At 35.5% G+C, this 16,675-nt stretch carries 10 protein-coding genes; 5 read left to right on the forward strand and 5 right to left on the reverse strand.

The annotated features are described in order from the left end of the window. Positions 1–283: 283 nt before the first annotated feature. The gene (gene aac(6'), locus OGZ34_RS10945; protein ID WP_263363041.1) at positions 284–721 is read left to right on the forward strand and encodes an aminoglycoside 6'-N-acetyltransferase; all 438 of its coding nucleotides are present in this window, start codon (positions 284–286) and stop codon (positions 719–721) included. A gap of 349 nt (positions 722–1,070) precedes the next feature. Here aac(6') and lysA read toward each other — a convergent pair whose 3' ends face one another. Beyond that, positions 1,071–2,363, reverse strand: coding sequence for a diaminopimelate decarboxylase (lysA, locus tag OGZ34_RS10950; protein ID WP_262888458.1), 1,293 nt, complete (start codon positions 2,361–2,363; stop codon positions 1,071–1,073). Between the two features lie 122 nt (positions 2,364–2,485). On the opposite strand from lysA, the gene OGZ34_RS10955 reads away from it, so the two are divergent. Then, positions 2,486–4,618, forward strand: a complete 2,133-nt coding sequence (locus OGZ34_RS10955; RefSeq protein WP_263363042.1) for a TonB-dependent receptor — start codon at positions 2,486–2,488, stop codon at positions 4,616–4,618. 361 nt (positions 4,619–4,979) lie between these two features. Here OGZ34_RS10955 and OGZ34_RS10960 read toward each other — a convergent pair whose 3' ends face one another. Both OGZ34_RS10960 and gltB read right to left on the reverse strand, forming a co-directional pair. After that, entirely contained in the window at positions 4,980–6,434 is a 1,455-nt protein-coding gene (locus OGZ34_RS10960; RefSeq protein WP_263363043.1) for a glutamate synthase subunit beta, read from the reverse strand. Positions 6,435–6,531: 97 nt separating this feature from the next. Further along, a complete protein-coding gene (gltB, locus tag OGZ34_RS10965) occupies positions 6,532–11,046 on the reverse strand; it encodes a glutamate synthase large subunit (RefSeq protein WP_263363134.1) in 4,515 nt (1,504 codons plus the stop codon). 415 nt (positions 11,047–11,461) lie between these two features. On the opposite strand from gltB, the gene sucC reads away from it, so the two are divergent. Next, complete coding sequence (sucC, locus tag OGZ34_RS10970; RefSeq protein WP_263363044.1) at positions 11,462–12,655, forward strand: ADP-forming succinate--CoA ligase subunit beta; 1,194 nt, start codon at positions 11,462–11,464, stop codon at positions 12,653–12,655. Positions 12,656–12,919: 264 nt separating this feature from the next. Here sucC and OGZ34_RS10975 read toward each other — a convergent pair whose 3' ends face one another. Beyond that, a complete protein-coding gene (locus OGZ34_RS10975; RefSeq protein WP_263363045.1) occupies positions 12,920–13,723 on the reverse strand; it encodes a DUF5694 domain-containing protein in 804 nt (267 codons plus the stop codon). Between the two features lie 221 nt (positions 13,724–13,944). Here OGZ34_RS10975 and OGZ34_RS10980 point away from each other — a divergent pair, with 221 nt between their 5' ends. After that, on the forward strand, positions 13,945–14,985 hold the full coding sequence (locus OGZ34_RS10980) for a sensor histidine kinase (protein ID WP_263363046.1): 1,041 nt from the start codon (positions 13,945–13,947) through the stop codon (positions 14,983–14,985). Between the two features lies 1 nt (position 14,986). After that, complete coding sequence (locus OGZ34_RS10985) at positions 14,987–15,694, forward strand: LytR/AlgR family response regulator transcription factor (protein WP_263363047.1); 708 nt, start codon at positions 14,987–14,989, stop codon at positions 15,692–15,694. Positions 15,695–15,966: 272 nt separating this feature from the next. On the opposite strand, the gene OGZ34_RS10990 is transcribed toward OGZ34_RS10985, so the two are convergent. Then, positions 15,967–16,428 carry a DUF1456 family protein gene (locus OGZ34_RS10990; RefSeq protein WP_263363048.1) on the reverse strand — a complete coding sequence of 154 codons (462 nt, stop codon included), beginning with the start codon at positions 16,426–16,428 and terminating at the stop codon, positions 15,967–15,969. Between the last annotated feature and the right edge of the window lie 247 nt (positions 16,429–16,675).

Genomic DNA, 16,675 nt, shown 5'->3' on the forward strand with positions numbered 1-16,675 from the left:
TTGGCTTACCCTGACAAAGTGTTTAGAAAAATCTAAAATGTCTGCTATCTAAGAAGTCTAAAAATCTAAAAAAAAATCCCGCCTCAATTAAGAAACGGGACTTGATTTTTAAGCAAATCCTCGAATGTTTCGTGAGTTTATTTCAGCAAATTATTTATTTGTTAAGTACTCTCAAGCTTAATATTTAATGCGAAATTTTTATAATTTTGATTGAACTGTAAAATTAAAAATAGAGAAATTTTAGATATGACATTAATACAAAAGACATGGAAGGGATTTTAAAATGAACATTGAAGTAATCTCATCACAAAATTTAAAAGAACTTACGGAGTTAGTTTTAGAGCTTTGGAACGACTGTTCATTTGACGAAGAATTCGAAAATTATAAAGCGATTATAGATTTAGAAAATGAAATTTGTTATGTTGTCAGACATGAGGAAGACTACATTGCATTCATACATTTGAGTACGCGAAATGACTATGTTGAAGGTGCAGAAGACTTACCCGTTGCCTACATTGAAGCTATTTATGTAAAGCCAGCGTATCAAAAGCAAGGTATTGCCCGGAAGTTAACAAAAGCCGCCGAAGACTGGGCGAAACAAAAAGGATTTAAGCAAATCGCTTCCGACACTGATTTGGGTAATTCAGCAAGCATTGATTTTCATCAAAAAACGGGTTTTACCGAAGTTGAGCGAATAGTGTGCTTCATTAAAAATTTATAAGATCAATTAAACGTGACAGTTTTTTAAAACCTGTCACGTTTGTTGTGTAAAGTTTGTCTTTGAAAATAACAAGATTGATTTTATAAGAAAGAGAGAAAAAAAATCCGTCATAATCCGTGTTTTTGCAGAGCGAATCCGCGTCATCCGTGTGCTATATTGACGACTATCTTTGTCGATTAGCTAGAGTGATTTACTTCGTCAGTCGCTATCGCTCGAGTCTCCTCTGTCGAAATGATAAGATTGTGCTGTGCTTCGACTTCGCTCGACCTGACAAACGTTTGCAATCTGAAATAAAAAAATCCCGCCTCAATGAAGAAACGGGATTAAATAGATATTCTTTTTTTTTATTTTAAACTGTTGCAGCAACTTCTTGTGGCAACGGAATTTGATTTTTAAGCAAATCCTCGAATGTTTCGTGTTGACGGATTAAGATTCCTTTTCCGTTCATCCATAAAACTTCGGCTGGTTTGTATCTTGAATTGTAATTTGATGCCATAGAAAAACAGTAAGCTCCGGCATTTCTGAATGCTAAAATATCACCTTCCGTAATTTCCGAGATTCTGCGGTTGTTGGCAAAAGTATCAGTTTCGCAAATGTATCCTACTACCGAGTAAAAACGTTCTTTTCCTTTTGGGTTCGAGATATTTTCGATATGATGTGATGAACCGTAAAACATAGGACGAATTAAGTGGTTGAAACCACTGTCGACTCCTGCGAATACTGTAGAAGTTGTTTGTTTTACTACGTTTACTTTGGCTAAGAAGAAACCTGCTTCACTCACCAGGAATTTTCCCGGTTCGAAAATTAACGTTAAATCTCTACCGTATTCAGCACAGAAAGAGTTGAATCTTTTTGATAATTTTTTACCTAATTCTTCAATATCGGTTTCGATATCGTCTTTTTTGTAAGGCACTTTGAATCCGCTTCCAAAATCAAGGAACTCAAGATCTTTAAAGTGTTTTGCAGTATCAAACAAAATTTCAGCAGCATACAAGAATACTTCGATATCAAGAATATCAGATCCTGTGTGCATGTGAATTCCCACGATGCTCATTTTTGTGTTCTCTACAATTCGCAAGATATGCGGAATTTGGTGAACAGAGATTCCGAATTTACTATCGATATGTCCTACCGAAATATTAGCATTTCCACCCGCCATTACGTGCGGATTGATACGAATACATACCGGAATTTGTGGATATTTTGTTCCGAATTGCTCCAGAATAGATAAGTTGTCAATATTGATTTGTACACCCATTGCGGCAACTTCTTCGATTTCTTCAAGAGAAACTCCGTTTGGTGTAAAGAAAATTTTGTCAGGATCATAGCCAGCATGAAGTCCTAATTGAACTTCCTGAATAGATACAGTATCCAGGCCAGACCCCATGTTCTTTAATAACTGAAGAATAGCAACGTTAGATAATGCTTTCATGGCATAATTAACTCTTAAGTTTTCCACCTTAGAGAAAGCTTTGGTTAATCTGTTGTACTGAGATTGGATTTTTTCGGCATCATATACATATAATGGACTTCCAAATTGTTCTGCTAACTGCAGTAAATCTTTTGCTTGCATCTGTAAACTATTTTCAGCAAACTTATTACTCTTTTGCCGATTGACAAATTTTAAATTGAAAAATAACAAATTGTAACAAATTGTTATAAAATAAACATTTAAAGTTTTTTTAACTTTTAATGGTTTCTAATTCTTATTTAGAGTGAATTAAAATTATATTTGCCCCAAAATTAAATTATTAGAGATTATTTATGAAAAAGATTACTATATTTTGCTTGATTATCCTTACAACTACTGTAGGATTTGCTCAGGAAAAATCAAAAGACAGTTTGCAAACCAATAATTTAGATGATATTATTGTGACTGCAAGTCGAAAAAAAGAAAGTATAAAAGAAGTTGTTTCTTCTATTACGATTGTTGGAGCGAAAAAGATCCAAAGTCAGACGATGGTGAATTCCAATATCAGTAATATTTTACAATATACAGTTCCGGGTTTAGCAACAGCAAGTAATCAGACTTCAAATTTTGGTCAGACTTTAAGAGGAAGACCTTTTTTGGTGATGATTGATGGAATACCACAATCTACACCTTTAAGAAATGGAGGTAGAGATCTTCAGGTAATTGATCCTTCGTCGATTGAAAGAGTGGAAGTAATTAAGGGAGCCACCTCAATTTACGGTAATGGAGCCGATGGAGGGATTGTCAATTATATTACAAAGAAAAACCATTCTGAAGAAAAGATTGGTGGTTCGGTACAACTTGGTCTAATTACACAACCTAAAACATTCGCAGAATCATTTGGTTACAGAGCTTCGCTTTCGTTGGCAGGAAAATTAAAAAAGCTCGATTACGTTGTTGGTTTTACACAGGAAAGATCAGGTGTATCTAAAGATGCAAATGGTGTCAATCTTTCACCGTTCTATAGTTTATCAAATTTAAATACCTATAATGGATTGTTTAAAGTTGGATATGCATTTACAGACAAGCAAAGACTTGAATTCTCGTATATGGGTTATGCTTCAAAATCATTTTTAGATCAGGATGTTAAGATTGGGAAGTGGGGAGAAATTCCAACTATTGGAGTAGAAGCCGGTGGCCGTTTAGGGACGCCTGAAGGAACACCTCGAAATCATAATTTCAGATTGTCGTACTCTAATTCGGAGATTTGGAATAATACTTCTCTGGATGTTAATGTTTATGCACAAGATTTCAGAACAGTTTACTCGTACGACAGAGATCAGTTTTTAAATGGAGGACAATCGAATGTGGCCTCACAAAAGAAAGGTTTGCGTATTAATTTTGATTCTCGTCTTTTTGCAAATGATACCTATAAAGCAGAGGTAATTTATGGTTTGGATTTACTTCAGGACAAAACGGTTCAAAAATTAGAGGATGGTCGTTTCTGGACACCACAAATGAACATGGTCAATACAGCTCCTTTCGCCTTAATCAAGTTTGATGCATGGGGAAAATTCACTCTAAAAGCGGGTGCGAGATATGAAAATATTAAAGTTAAAGCGGATGATTTTAATACATTGCCGGTATTGAATGCTAAAAACAATACTTACACCAAAAGTATTTTTGTTCAGGGAGGCGAGTTAGATTACAATGCCCTTGTTGGAAACATCGGATTAAGATATAACATTATGCCGGAGGTAAATGTTTTTACGAGTTATTCTCAGTCCTTTTCGATCAATGAGGTAGGGCGTATTTTAAGAACGTCTACAGAAAGTGTGATCTCAAAATTACCAACCGATCCTATAATTGTAAACAATTATGAAATGGGAGTAGCCGGAACGATCAAAAAATGGTTCAACTATGAGGTTACCAGTTTCTGGAGCACATCACAATTAGGAGCTACTTCGATTCAGTCAGCTGATGGTTCTTTTGCGATGCAGCGCGCTCCTGAAAACATCTGGGGTTACGAGGCTATTGTAGGCTTTAAACCATTGGATATTTTAAGTTTTGGCGGTGCTTTTGCCTGGATTGAAGGAAAAGTAGATAATGATAATAACGGAACCTACGAAAAATACATTAACGGATCCCGAATAATGGCTCCAAAGCTTACGACTTATATTCAGATACGCCCTATAAAAGATTTAGATATTGAATTAAGTTCTTTGCATAACTTTAAAAGAGATCGATTTGATCCAAGTCGAACAACAAACCTGTACAGTTTTAACGAAGGGCCTGTGAAAAAGTATACCGTTTTTAACTTGAGCAGTTCTTATCTTATCAATAAATCGTTTCGATTAGGATTAGGAGTTGAGAATTTGTTTAATAAAGATTATTCTCCAAATATTGCATGGTGGCAGGCCAGAGATAAAGATTTTGTAAGTGCTCCGGGAAGACGCACCACTTTACAGCTTCAGTATAATTTTTAAATTTAGAAGAATCCTTCTAAATTGAAGTATAATTCCATAATTTCAGAACAAAGGGGCTGTCCGAAAAGTATGAACTTCCTCTTATTATGTTATTGGTTTAAATCTCTACTTTAGTTCGACGCGGATAAAACAGATTTTTTTTCTTATTTAAAAGTTTTTTTAATTTTTAGAATCCGTTTTTATAAGTGTCTTCGCGATAGCGAATCCGTCAAATCAGCGTTGAATTAAGAAGTGTAATTTTTGCCGACCAAATAAATTGCTTTTGGATCATAATTCAATCTAAATTATTTATAAAAACAAGGCTGTCCTTACTTTTCGGACAGCCTCTTTTGTTTTTATAAAGGTGAAATGAGTCTGTGACTTATAAACTTGGTAAATCTCCGTTTCCTTTGGTTGGCAGATTCGTAGAGCCCATTAAGAACAAATCGACCTCTCTTGCTGCTTCACGACCTTCTGAAATAGCCCATACAATTAACGATTGTCCTCTTCTCATATCACCGGCAGTGAAAATGTGTGGTACATTCGTCTGATAATTTTTGGCTTTATAGTTGTTTCTCATATCGATTTCCAGACCTAATTGCTCGCTTAAAGTTTTCTCAGGACCTGTAAATCCTAAAGCCAATAAAGCTAAATCGCATGGCCATATTTTCTCTGAGCCTTCTTTTTCGATTAGTTCAGGACGCTGACCCGGAGTCATTTTCCATTGTACTTCAACGGTTTTTAATCCTACCAGTTCTCCTTTGTCGTTCGATAAGAATTCTTTGGTATTGATCAACCAGTTTCTGTCGCAGCCTTCTTCGTGAGAAGATGAGGTTTTTAACTGTAGCGGCCAAAATGGCCAAGGAGTTGTCTCACTTCTTCCAACTGGAGGTTTTGGTAGAATCTCAAAGTTGGTTACCGATTTTGCACCATGCCTGTTAGAAGTCCCGATACAATCTGAACCGGTGTCTCCACCGCCAATTACGATTACATCTTTACCAGTAGCCATAACCTGATCTTCAATTGATTCTCCAAACAAAACTTTAGTCTGCTGAGTTAAGAAATCCATTGCCTGAACAACGCCTTTGCTTTCGATTCCTTTAGTTGGTAAACTTCTTCTTTCGGTTGCTCCACCGCACAATACGATAGAATCGAAAGAGTTTAATTCGTCTATACTAAAGTTTACACCAACATTTACATTAGTTTTAAAAGAGATTCCTTCCGCTTCAAGGATTGCTACACGTCTGTCGATGATGCCTTTTTCTAATTTGAAATTTGGAATTCCGTAACGTAATAAACCTCCAATAGCATTGTCTCTTTCAAAAACAGTAACGGTATGACCAGCTCTGTTTAATTGTTGTGCCGCTGCTAAACCTGCAGGACCTGAACCAATAACAGCAACTGTTTTTCCTGTTCTGGTTTTTGGTGCTTGTGGTTTGATCCAGCCTTCGGCAAAACCTCTTTCGATGATGTTTTTTTCGATGTTTTCGATGGCAACAGGTTCTTTGATGATTCCCAATACACATGATTTTTCACATGGAGCAGGGCATAAACGGCCTGTAAATTCCGGAAAGTTATTTGTTGATTGTAAAATCTCTAAAGCACTTTGCCATTCTTCCTGATGCACCATATCGTTGAAATCAGGAATTAGATTTCCTAATGGACAAGAACTGTGGCAAAAAGGAATTCCACAATCCATACATCTCGAACCTTGTTCTTTTATTTGATCTTTTGCTAACGGAATAGTAAATTCGTTGTAGTTCGTAACACGTTCTGCAACTGCTATATTACTTTCGTCGGCTCTGTTATATTCTTTAAATCCGCCTATTTTACCCATGACATTTTTAATAAAATTTAGTTGTGAGTTGTAAAATGTGAGAGGTGAGTTAAAAAAACTTAGCACCTCTGCACCTTTGTATCTCAGAACCTTTTAATTAAGCTATTAATTCTTCTATTTTTTTCTCTTCTGCAATTCGTTGTAGTGCTTTTTTATAATCTGTAGGCATTACTTTTACGAAATTCTGCTGTTCATTTTCCCAGTCTGCTAAAATTCTTTTGGCTAATGGACTGTTGGTGTACAGAGAGTGGTTTTTGATCAGTTTTCTTAGTTTTCTCACGTCTTCGTCTTCGATAGGATCAAAGGCAACCATTTCCATGTTGCATACCCTTGAATCGAATTGCTGCTTTGGATCGTAAACATAGGCAACACCACCGCTCATACCAGCCGCGAAGTTTCGTCCTGTTTTTCCTAAAACAACCACCGTACCACCGGTCATGTACTCGCATCCGTGATCTCCAATTCCTTCTACAACCGCAGTTGCTCCGGAATTTCTAACACAGAAACGTTCTCCGGCAATTCCATTAATATAAGCCTCTCCGGTAATAGCTCCGTAAAGGGCAACGTTTCCGATAATGATGTTTTCTTCAGGTTTGAAAGTGGCAGTAGGAGGTACTTTTACAATTAATTTTCCTCCGGAAAGTCCTTTTCCTAAATAATCATTACAGTTTCCGTGAATTTTAAACGACAAGCCATTGGTGGCAAAAGCACCAAAACTTTGTCCGGCAGAACCTTCAAAATCAACTAAAATAGTATCATCAGGTAATCCTTGTGCGCCATATATTTTTGAGATTTCATTACTCAAAATCGCACCTACAGAACGGTCTGTATTTTTAATCTTAAAGGTAACTCTGGTTTTTTCTTTTCTGTAGATAGACGGAATTGCTTCTTTAATGATGTCAAAATCCAATACATTTTCAAGTTGATGATCTTGTGTAGTTGTATTGTGATTTGGAACTGTTTTGGCTTTTTCCGGTTTGTATAGAATCGATGATAAGTCTAAACCATTGGCTTTGTAATGTTGGATCGCTTTATTCACATTTAATTTTTGCGACTGGCCCACCATTTCTTTTAAAGTTCTGAAACCTAATTGCGCCATGATTTCTCTCAGTTCTTCAGCAATAAAATACATGAAGTTGATCACGTGCTCAGGAGTTCCTTTGAAATTTTTTCTCAATTCAGGATCCTGAGTGGCAATACCAACCGGACAAGTATTTAAGTGACAAGCTCTCATCATGATACATCCTGAAGCTACCAGCGGAGCCGTTGCAAAACCAAATTCCTCAGCTCCCAATAAAGCGGCTATGGCGACGTCGCGACCAGTTTTTAGCTGTCCGTCACATTCCAGAACCACACGACTTCTTAAATCGTTCAAGATCAAAGTTTGTTGCGCTTCGGCTAATCCAAGTTCCCACGGAATACCTGTATGCTGTAAAGAAGTTAAGGGTGCGGCACCGGTTCCTCCGTCATAACCAGAAATTAAGATCACGTCGGCTTTTGCTTTGGCGACACCGGCTGCGATGGTTCCAACACCAACTTCAGAAACTAATTTTACATTGACACGTGCTTCACGATTGGCATTTTTTAAATCATAAATCAATTGCGATAAATCCTCGATAGAGTAAATGTCGTGGTGTGGCGGAGGTGAAATCAAACCTACATAAGGTGTCGAGTTTCTGGTTTCGGCAATCCAAGGCACTACTTTTTCTCCGGGTAACTGTCCACCTTCACCAGGTTTTGCTCCCTGAGCCATTTTAATCTGGATTTCTTTAGCGTTGGTCAAATAGTTGATCGAAACCCCAAAACGTCCTGATGCCACTTGTTTGATCGCACTGTTTCTGGAATCACCGTTAATTTCTTTCTGGAAACGTTTTGGATCTTCTCCACCTTCTCCGGAATTACTTTTTCCGCCAATTCTGTTCATGGCAATCGCTAAGTTCTCATGCGCTTCTCGACTGATGGATCCGTATGACATGGCTCCGGTTTTGAATTTCTTCACAATTTCAGTCCATGGCTCTACTTCGTCAATAGAAATTGGATCTAAATTATTGAATTCAAACATACCTCTAATAGTCATTAAGTTTGAGCTTTGCTCATTGACCATATTAGAGTATTCTTTATAACTTTCAGGGCTGTTCAAACGAACGGCTTGTTGCAGTTTTGCAATTGTAGTTGGATTAAACATGTGTTTTTCGCCACCACGTCTCCATCTGTAAATACCTCCAATTTCTAAAGGAAGCAAACTTGCTACTTTTGAATTTGGAAATGCTTTTTGGAAACGTTTCTTCACTTCTTTTTCAACTTCTATCAAACCAATTCCTTCAATTCTTGATGGGGTGTAAGGGAAGTATTTTGAAGTAAAAGTTTTGTTTAGACCTAAAATCTCGAAAATTTGTGCCGCTCTGTACGAATGTAAAGTAGAGATACCAATTTTGTTCATGATTTTAACGATTCCTTTTGCAATTGCTTTGTTGTAATTTACAATGGCATAATCTGCTTTTACACCTTTGATAAAGCCCTGGTTCACCTGATCATGAATGATTTCGTTTACCATGTAAGGATTGATTGCACTTGCGCCGTATCCGAACAATAAAGCAAAATGATGCGGTTCACGAGGCTCGGCAGATTCGATTATGATTCCGAATTTAGAACGAACCTGTAAAATGTTTAAAGAGTGGTGAATGTAAGAACAAGCTAGCAACATAGGAATTGGAGCCAGTTCTTCACTTACGCCTCTGTCTGATAAAATAATGACGTTGCATCCGTCAGAAACAGCTTTAAAAGTTGCCTCAACACATTTTTCAAGGGCGCGTTCTAAGCCATTTACTCCTTTTTCGATCTTATATAAGGTAGAAATAGTAGCCGATTTGAAATCGACATGATCAATGTTTCTTATCTTATCTAAATCCTCATTGGAAATAACCGGATTTTGGATTTTTAGTTTTTTGCATTGTTTCGATTCAATTTCAAAAATATTGAAATCACCACCAATGGCTAAACTGATATCAGTAATTATTTCCTCACGAATACCATCCAAAGGCGGATTGGTAACCTGAGCAAATAATTGTTTGAAATAGTTGTACAACAATTGAGGCTGGTCTGATAAAACAGCCAAAGGAGTGTCATTACCCATAGAACTGATAGCTTCAGCTCCCTGACCTCCCATTGGGTTAATGATTGTTTTTAAATCTTCAATTGTATAACCAAATAATTTTTGTCTGGTTAAGAAATCCAGTTTTTCAACCGGAGTAGGGTTGTTGGTGTATGGAATATTAGATAATGGCAATAAATTTGCATCAAGCCATTCTTTGTACGGACGTTTTGTAACGATTGATTTTTTAACTTCTTCGTCTTCAATAATACGGCCTTCGTTCATGTCTACCAGGAACATTTTTCCTGGCTCAAGACGACCATGCTGAATCACATCTTCCGGTTCGATATCTAATACACCAATTTCTGATGACATGATTACGAAACCGCTTTTGGTTAAGGTATAACGAGAAGGGCGTAATCCGTTTCGGTCTAGTAAAGCACCAATCACATTACCATCTGTAAACGGAATAGAGGCAGGGCCATCCCAAGGCTCCATAATACAAGCGTTAAACTCGTAGAATGCTTTTTTCTCGGGAGACATAGTCTGGTGTTTTTCCCAAGCTTCCGGAACGACCATCATCATTGCTTCCGGTAGGGAACGTCCTGTCATTAATAAAAGTTCTACGACCATATCCATAGAAGCAGAATCTGATTTTCCTTCTAAGATGATTGGGAATAGTTTTTTGATATCATCGCCAAAAACTTTGCTTTGCATCAATTCTTCACGGGCACGCATACGACTTACGTTTCCACGAAGTGTATTGATTTCGCCATTATGACACATGTATCTAAACGGCTGTGCTAATTCCCATGAAGGGAAAGTATTGGTAGAGAAACGCTGGTGCACCAATGCCAGACGAGTCACTAAATCGGGATCTTTTAAGTCAACATAATAACGGCTGATGTCTTCCGGCATCAATAGACCTTTATATATTATGGTAGTTGTCGATAAACTAGAGAAATAAAACATGTGACTTTCTGAGGTTTTAGATCCTCTCACGGCATGTTCGGCAATTTTTCTAGCTGCAAAAAGTTTTGCATTAAATTCATTTTCAGTTAAATCCTGACCGTTTTTGCTAACAAAAACCTGTTTAACTGTTGGTTCTTTTTCTGCGGCAATCTGCCCTAAATTTTCCACTTCAACAGGTACATCTCTCCAGCCAAGGATCTTTAAGTTCTGATCCTTAATAGTTGATTCGAAAGCGTTGATACAAAAAGAAACCTGGTTTTTGCTTTTTGGTAAAAAAACCATTCCTACTGCATACTCACGTGTTTCAGGGATTTCAAAGTCACATACCTTTTTAAAAAAATCATGTGGGATGTCGAATAAAATTCCAGCTCCGTCTCCAGTTCTTCCATCAGAACTAACTGCACCACGATGTTCCAATTTTATTAAGATATCCAATGCTTTGTGAATAATATCATTTGATTTAATACCATTCAAATTACAAATAAATCCTGCACCACAATTGTCGTGTTCAAATTCAGGCAAATAAAGCCCTTGTTCTTTAACTTTCATTCTTGATATTTTTTCTACAAAAATAGAGATTTCGTTAAATATAATGTATTGAAATTGTGATTTGGCTTTCATTTTTGTTGTAATATTAGAAAAAGACTTCTTAATTGATAATATTGTTATTTTACCCATTGCGAATTATTAAAATGACAATTCAGATTAAAATATATTAAGAAAAATCGCTGTAAGGCTAATAAATACGGTAGTGTTTTTGTTAAATATCAAACGTTTTAGTGGTTTTGAGTTAATATTAACAAATTATTTAGTTAACCATTTCTTTGCATTCAAAAAGAATAAACGTTTAGTGCATATCACACGTATTATTTAATTGAAAAAGATTTTACTATTAAGTTGAATTTTGCTACTTTTGTCGCACTTTTATTCTGAAATAAATTCAGAACCAGACAAATTCTATATTATGAACATACACGAATATCAAGGAAAAGAAATTTTAGCAAGTTACGGAGTACGCATTCAACGCGGAATTGTGGCTAACAATGCGGTTGAAGCTGTGGCTGCTGCAAAACAATTAACTGCCGAAACTGGTACAGGATGGCATGTGATAAAAGCACAAATTCACGCAGGTGGACGTGGAAAAGGTGGTGGAGTGAAGTTGGCTAAAAACTTGCAACAAGTTGAAGAAATTGCTGAACAAATCATCGGAATGCAATTGATTACACCTCAAACTTCTGCTGAGGGTAAAAAAGTAAACAAAATTTTAGTTGCTGAAGATGTTTATTATCCTGGCGAAAGTGAAACTTCTGAGTTTTATGTTTCTGTTTTATTGAATAGAGGTACAGGACGTAACATGATTATGTATTCTACTGAAGGTGGAATGGATATTGAAGAAGTTGCTGAACATACACCACACTTAATCTTTACAGAAGAAATTGATCCAACTGTTGGATTACAAGGTTTTCAAGCAAGAAGAATTGCTTTTAACTTAGGTCTTTCTGGAAATGCTTTTAAAGAAATGGTGAAATTCATCGATTCATTATACAATGCTTACGTTGGTTCTGATGCATCTATGTTCGAAATCAACCCGGTTTTGAAAACTTCAGATAACAAAATTATGGCTGTTGATGCTAAAGTAAATATCGATGATAATGCTTTATACAGACAAGCAAAATATGCTGAGATGAGAGATATCCGTGAGGAGAATCCAATCGAGGTTGAAGCTAAAGAAGTAGGATTGAACTATGTAGATCTTGACGGTACTGTAGGTTGTATGGTAAACGGAGCTGGTCTTGCAATGGCAACTATGGATTTAATTAAATACGCTGGTTTTGAGCCTGCTAACTTCTTAGACGTTGGTGGAACTGCTGATGCAAAACGTGTTGAAACAGCTTTCCGTATTATCTTAAAAGATCCTAACGTAAAAGCTATTTTGATCAATATCTTTGGAGGAATCGTTCGTTGTGACCGTGTTGCTCAAGGTGTTGTTGATGCTTACAAAAACATGGGTGATGCTATCAATGTGCCAATTATCGTTCGTTTGCAAGGAACAAATGCTGAAATTGCAAAAGAATTAATTGACAATTCAGGTATGCCAATTTTATCAGCTGTTCAATTTCAGGAAGCTGCTGATCAGGTTAAAGCTGCTCTTTCTTAATTAAATAAGAAATCAATTTATATAGAAAATCCATTCCGAAAGGAGTGGATTTTTTTTGTTTTTAACCGCAAAGAGCACAAAGAATTACGCAAAGTTCGCAAAGTTTTTTTAGCCACGAATTCACGAATTATTTTTTTATAATCTTTGAGAATAAAAATTCGTTAATTCGTGGCTTTTTTAAACAAATAGCTTTGCGAACTTTGCGTTTCTATTGGCAATCTTAAGTTAAATTCTTTGCGTGCTTTGCGGTTAAATGATCCCTGACTATTTTAAAACCGCCGCCAGTTCTACAATTTCAAAATCAGGATTGTGTTCAACAAATTCTCTGATCATTGCAGTATGTCCGGCACCTAATAAAACCATGATTTTGTCGTCTTTACTTTCGGTTAGTTTTTGAATTAAAGCATACATATAAAGGTTTCTTCTGTACCATTCCGAAACTAAGTAAGCCCCCACAAAATCGTCCGTTTTGCCTCCTTTAGTAGCCGTTTCAACATACCAGCCAATATTGTCTTCATTCGATTTTTTGGTATTGATGTCTAACAGCAGTTCAGTCAGTGAATATTTGGCAATTTTTTCATTTTGACTCTTTTCATAATATTTCATAGTTTCTTCATTCTTTTTGATTAGATCAAACTGACCGGCAGCTGTCATTCCTTTTACGAGACTATCATATGGGAAGTCGGTGTTGTTGTAATCAATGGCATATAGTTTTTTATGACCTAGTTTTTTAGCTGATCTTAAAGCGACTTGTACAATTTCATCTGATTGTTTACGAAGTAAACTGTCCGTATTTCTATTGTAGAATTTGTCCAGTTTGTCTTGTTTTTGGTAATTCCATTCTACAAAAATTTTATTAGGACCAAACTTTTTTATTTTATTGGTGATGTTCTCCAGTTCTTTTTGGCTTCTGTCTGACATCACATTAAAGCTGTTGATTTTAGCAACGTCAAGTCCCGGGTTTTCAAAATGGAAGGTTCCAAGTAAAAGTATTTGTTTTTTCTTTGATTGTCCGGAAATGGTATTAAATGCGATAACAGCAAGTAATAATAAGGTGATTTTTTTCATGATGATTGGTTTTTAAATTCAGGACAAATGTAGCATAGCTTTTCAGGTGAAATTTTAGTTTTTGATGAACGGTAAATTTCAGATTGCAAACCTTGAGAATCTGCGGTTGAAAAATTTGGTGTATCGTTTTTGATGGTTCGTCACCCAAAATATAGGTTTTATATAAATGTAGTATTCATATGAAGTCATAGTTGTATTTTTGAAAGGATAATAACATTATTATGAAGCTAAAAATTCCATTGTCTTATCATATCTTTCTTTTTCTGGGCTTGTATATCACCTTTAACCTTTGGGAAATTGGGATTAACAATCGGGATCTGGATCTTGTATTCAACAGGATTTCCTTTATGTTTAACATTAGTTTTATAGTGGTAATCTTCATTGTCTACTTTTTAAATTTTTACACTTTTTGTAAATGGTTTTTAAACAAAAAGAAAATTCTTTTTTTTGTGATGAGTATTCCTGTCTCCCTGTTGATTTTTTCAGCAATACGTTATTTTGTCCAGGAAGTGATATTATATGAGCTTACCGGAATTCATAATTATGCAAAAGAAACCAGAGAGTTAAGCTATTATATTAAGGATAATTTTTTCTTTGGGCTTCCCGCTGTTATTTTGAGTAGTCTGGCTTATCTGTTTTTTCATTTTCAGGAAACGCAAAAACAAAATCAGGAATTAGTATTAGAAAATAAAAAGGCAGAACTCCAAATGTTGAAATCGCAGGTGAGTCCGCATTTTTTGTTTAATACTTTAAATTCCTTTTACAGTCAGTTGGTTTTGAAAGAAGATGAAATGGCTTCGGATATTTTAGTACTTTCGGATTTGCTGCGTTACGTAATTACAGAAACGGAAAAGGATGAGGTATTACTTTCTAAAGAAATTCAATTTGTACAAAACTATATTCATTTGCAGAAAAAAAGGTTTGAAGATCAGCTTTATTTAGATTTTGTAATTGAAGGGACTTATTCAACAGAAAAGATTCTTCCGTCGGTGCTGGTACATTTTATTGAGAACGTTTTCAAACATGGAAAAGTGAATAAAGAAGATGAGAAAGCGGTTATTGCTATCGTAATAAAAGAAAGTTTTTTAGAGCTTTCAACCTTTAACTATAATGGTGCAGGTGAAAATTATTCTTCAACCGGAATTGGTTTTGATAATCTTAGCAAACGTTTAGAGCATGCTTATAAAGGTGAGTTTACACTCGAGAAAATAGCAGAAAAGAATACCTTTAAAACTTATTTAAAAATACCATTAAAAAAGTAATATGAAATTGAAGTGTATCATTGTTGATGATGAACCGCCGGCAACGCGTATTCTCGAAAATTATATCGGGAAAGTATCTTTTTTGGAAAAAACAGCTGTTTTCAATGATGCGTTGAAAGCATTGGAATTTCTAAATACACATAGTGTTGATGTTATTTTTCTGGATATTCAGATGCCGCAACTAACGGGTTTGCAGCTTTCAAGAATCATTTCTAGAGAGATAAAAGTAATTTTTACAACGGCTTATCCCGATTTTGCTTTGGAGGGATTTGAATTAAATGCTGTTGATTATTTGTTGAAACCAATTGCTTTTGAACGGTTTTATCAGGCTGTTTCCAAACTAAATGGGGACTCAAAAACAGAAGTTATATCGAATAACAATTCGGCTGATTTTATTTTTATTAAAACTGACGGAAAAAATAAATTTATAAAGTTGTTTTTAGATGAGATTTTATACGTAGAAAGTCTTCAGAATTATGTTTGTATTCATACGCTGAATCAGCAAATTATTACACATTCGTCTTTGAAAAATGTAATCGAATCGCTGCCTGAAAGAAATTTTGTCCAGATACATAAATCATATGTGCTGGCTTTGAAACAAATCGAATCGACAGACAGTTTTTCGGTTTTTGTCAATGGTAAAGAACTGCCTATTGGAGCAACTTTTAAAGATGCTTTTTTCGAACGAATTGATCAGAATAAGATATAGTTTACTTTGATGGTGATTTTTAACCGCAAAGGGCGCAAAAGTTTTTTTCTTAGGTTGCGCTTAGTAACCGCAAAGTTCGCAAAGTTTTTTTCTAGATTGTACTTAATAACCGCAAAGGTCGCAAAAGTTTTTTCTTAGATTGTGCTTAATAAACGCAAAGTTCGCAAAGCTATATATAGATAAAGCTTTGCGAACTTTGCGGTTGTATAGATTCTTATAGTTAAAAAACCTTGCGCTCTTTGCGGTAAAAAGCGCTCCTTGCGGTAAAAAAACTACTTTTTATTCTTACCGTTTTTGTACACTACTTTTTCTACCACTGATGGTTTTCCGTTGCCTTTTGGGAACTCTTTCTTTTTAGGTTTTTTGGCAGCTGAACTTGATTTTGATGAACTTTGATCGCCTCTTGCTCTTTCAGGATCTTTTGGAGCAGCTTTAAATTCAGGTCGGTTTGAACTGTCTTTCTTTGGGATTTCAGCTTTATGCTTGGCTAAAACATCATTTGGGTTTTTAGGGTTCTCTTTTGTTCCTCTTAAATGAATTACCAGTCCGTTTAAGAAATTACGCAAAACCTGATCGCCACATTCCATATAATTCTCATGATCTTCGGCTCTAAAAAAAGCGCCCAATTCTGATTTTGAAATTCTAAAATCTACTAATTCTAAAATTTCTACTATTTGGTCGTCACGGAGCATCAAAGCCACGCGAAGTTTTTTTAGGATATCGTTGTTCGTCATCGTTTAATTTTTTACAAAGGTACGTTTTAAATGTAATTTGATTGCAATTTATTGAGTGAGACGAAGTTTTTTTGCTACGAATTTCATGAATTTTCGCAAATTGTATTGCGTTCAAATTTAATTAGTGAAAATTCATGGAATTAGTTAATTAATTTGCTAGTGATGTGGTTTTAGCTGTTTTTTGCTTAAAAGGGTATTTATAAGAAATACCTTTAAATTTTTGACGCAAAAAAGGATTTTTAGTGAA

The organism is Flavobacterium collinsii (assembly GCF_946903285.1).
Classification (GTDB): Bacteria; Bacteroidota; Bacteroidia; order Flavobacteriales; family Flavobacteriaceae; genus Flavobacterium; species Flavobacterium collinsii.

Excerpts from the sequence above, each read along its gene's own strand:
- OGZ34_RS10980 (WP_263363046.1), top strand. The coding sequence starts at position 13,945 with ATGAAGCTAAAAATTCCATTGTCTTATCATATCTTTCTTTTTCTGGGC.
- OGZ34_RS10990 (WP_263363048.1), bottom strand. The coding sequence starts at position 16,428 with ATGACGAACAACGATATCCTAAAAAAACTTCGCGTGGCTTTGATGCTC.
- OGZ34_RS10985 (WP_263363047.1), top strand. The coding sequence starts at position 14,987 with ATGAAATTGAAGTGTATCATTGTTGATGATGAACCGCCGGCAACGCGT.
- OGZ34_RS10955 (WP_263363042.1), top strand. The coding sequence starts at position 2,486 with ATGAAAAAGATTACTATATTTTGCTTGATTATCCTTACAACTACTGTA.
- gltB (WP_263363134.1), bottom strand. The coding sequence starts at position 11,046 with ATGAAAGTTAAAGAACAAGGGCTTTATTTGCCTGAATTTGAACACGAC.
- OGZ34_RS10960 (WP_263363043.1), bottom strand. The coding sequence starts at position 6,434 with ATGGGTAAAATAGGCGGATTTAAAGAATATAACAGAGCCGACGAAAGT.
- sucC (WP_263363044.1), top strand. The coding sequence starts at position 11,462 with ATGAACATACACGAATATCAAGGAAAAGAAATTTTAGCAAGTTACGGA.
- OGZ34_RS10975 (WP_263363045.1), bottom strand. The coding sequence starts at position 13,723 with ATGAAAAAAATCACCTTATTATTACTTGCTGTTATCGCATTTAATACC.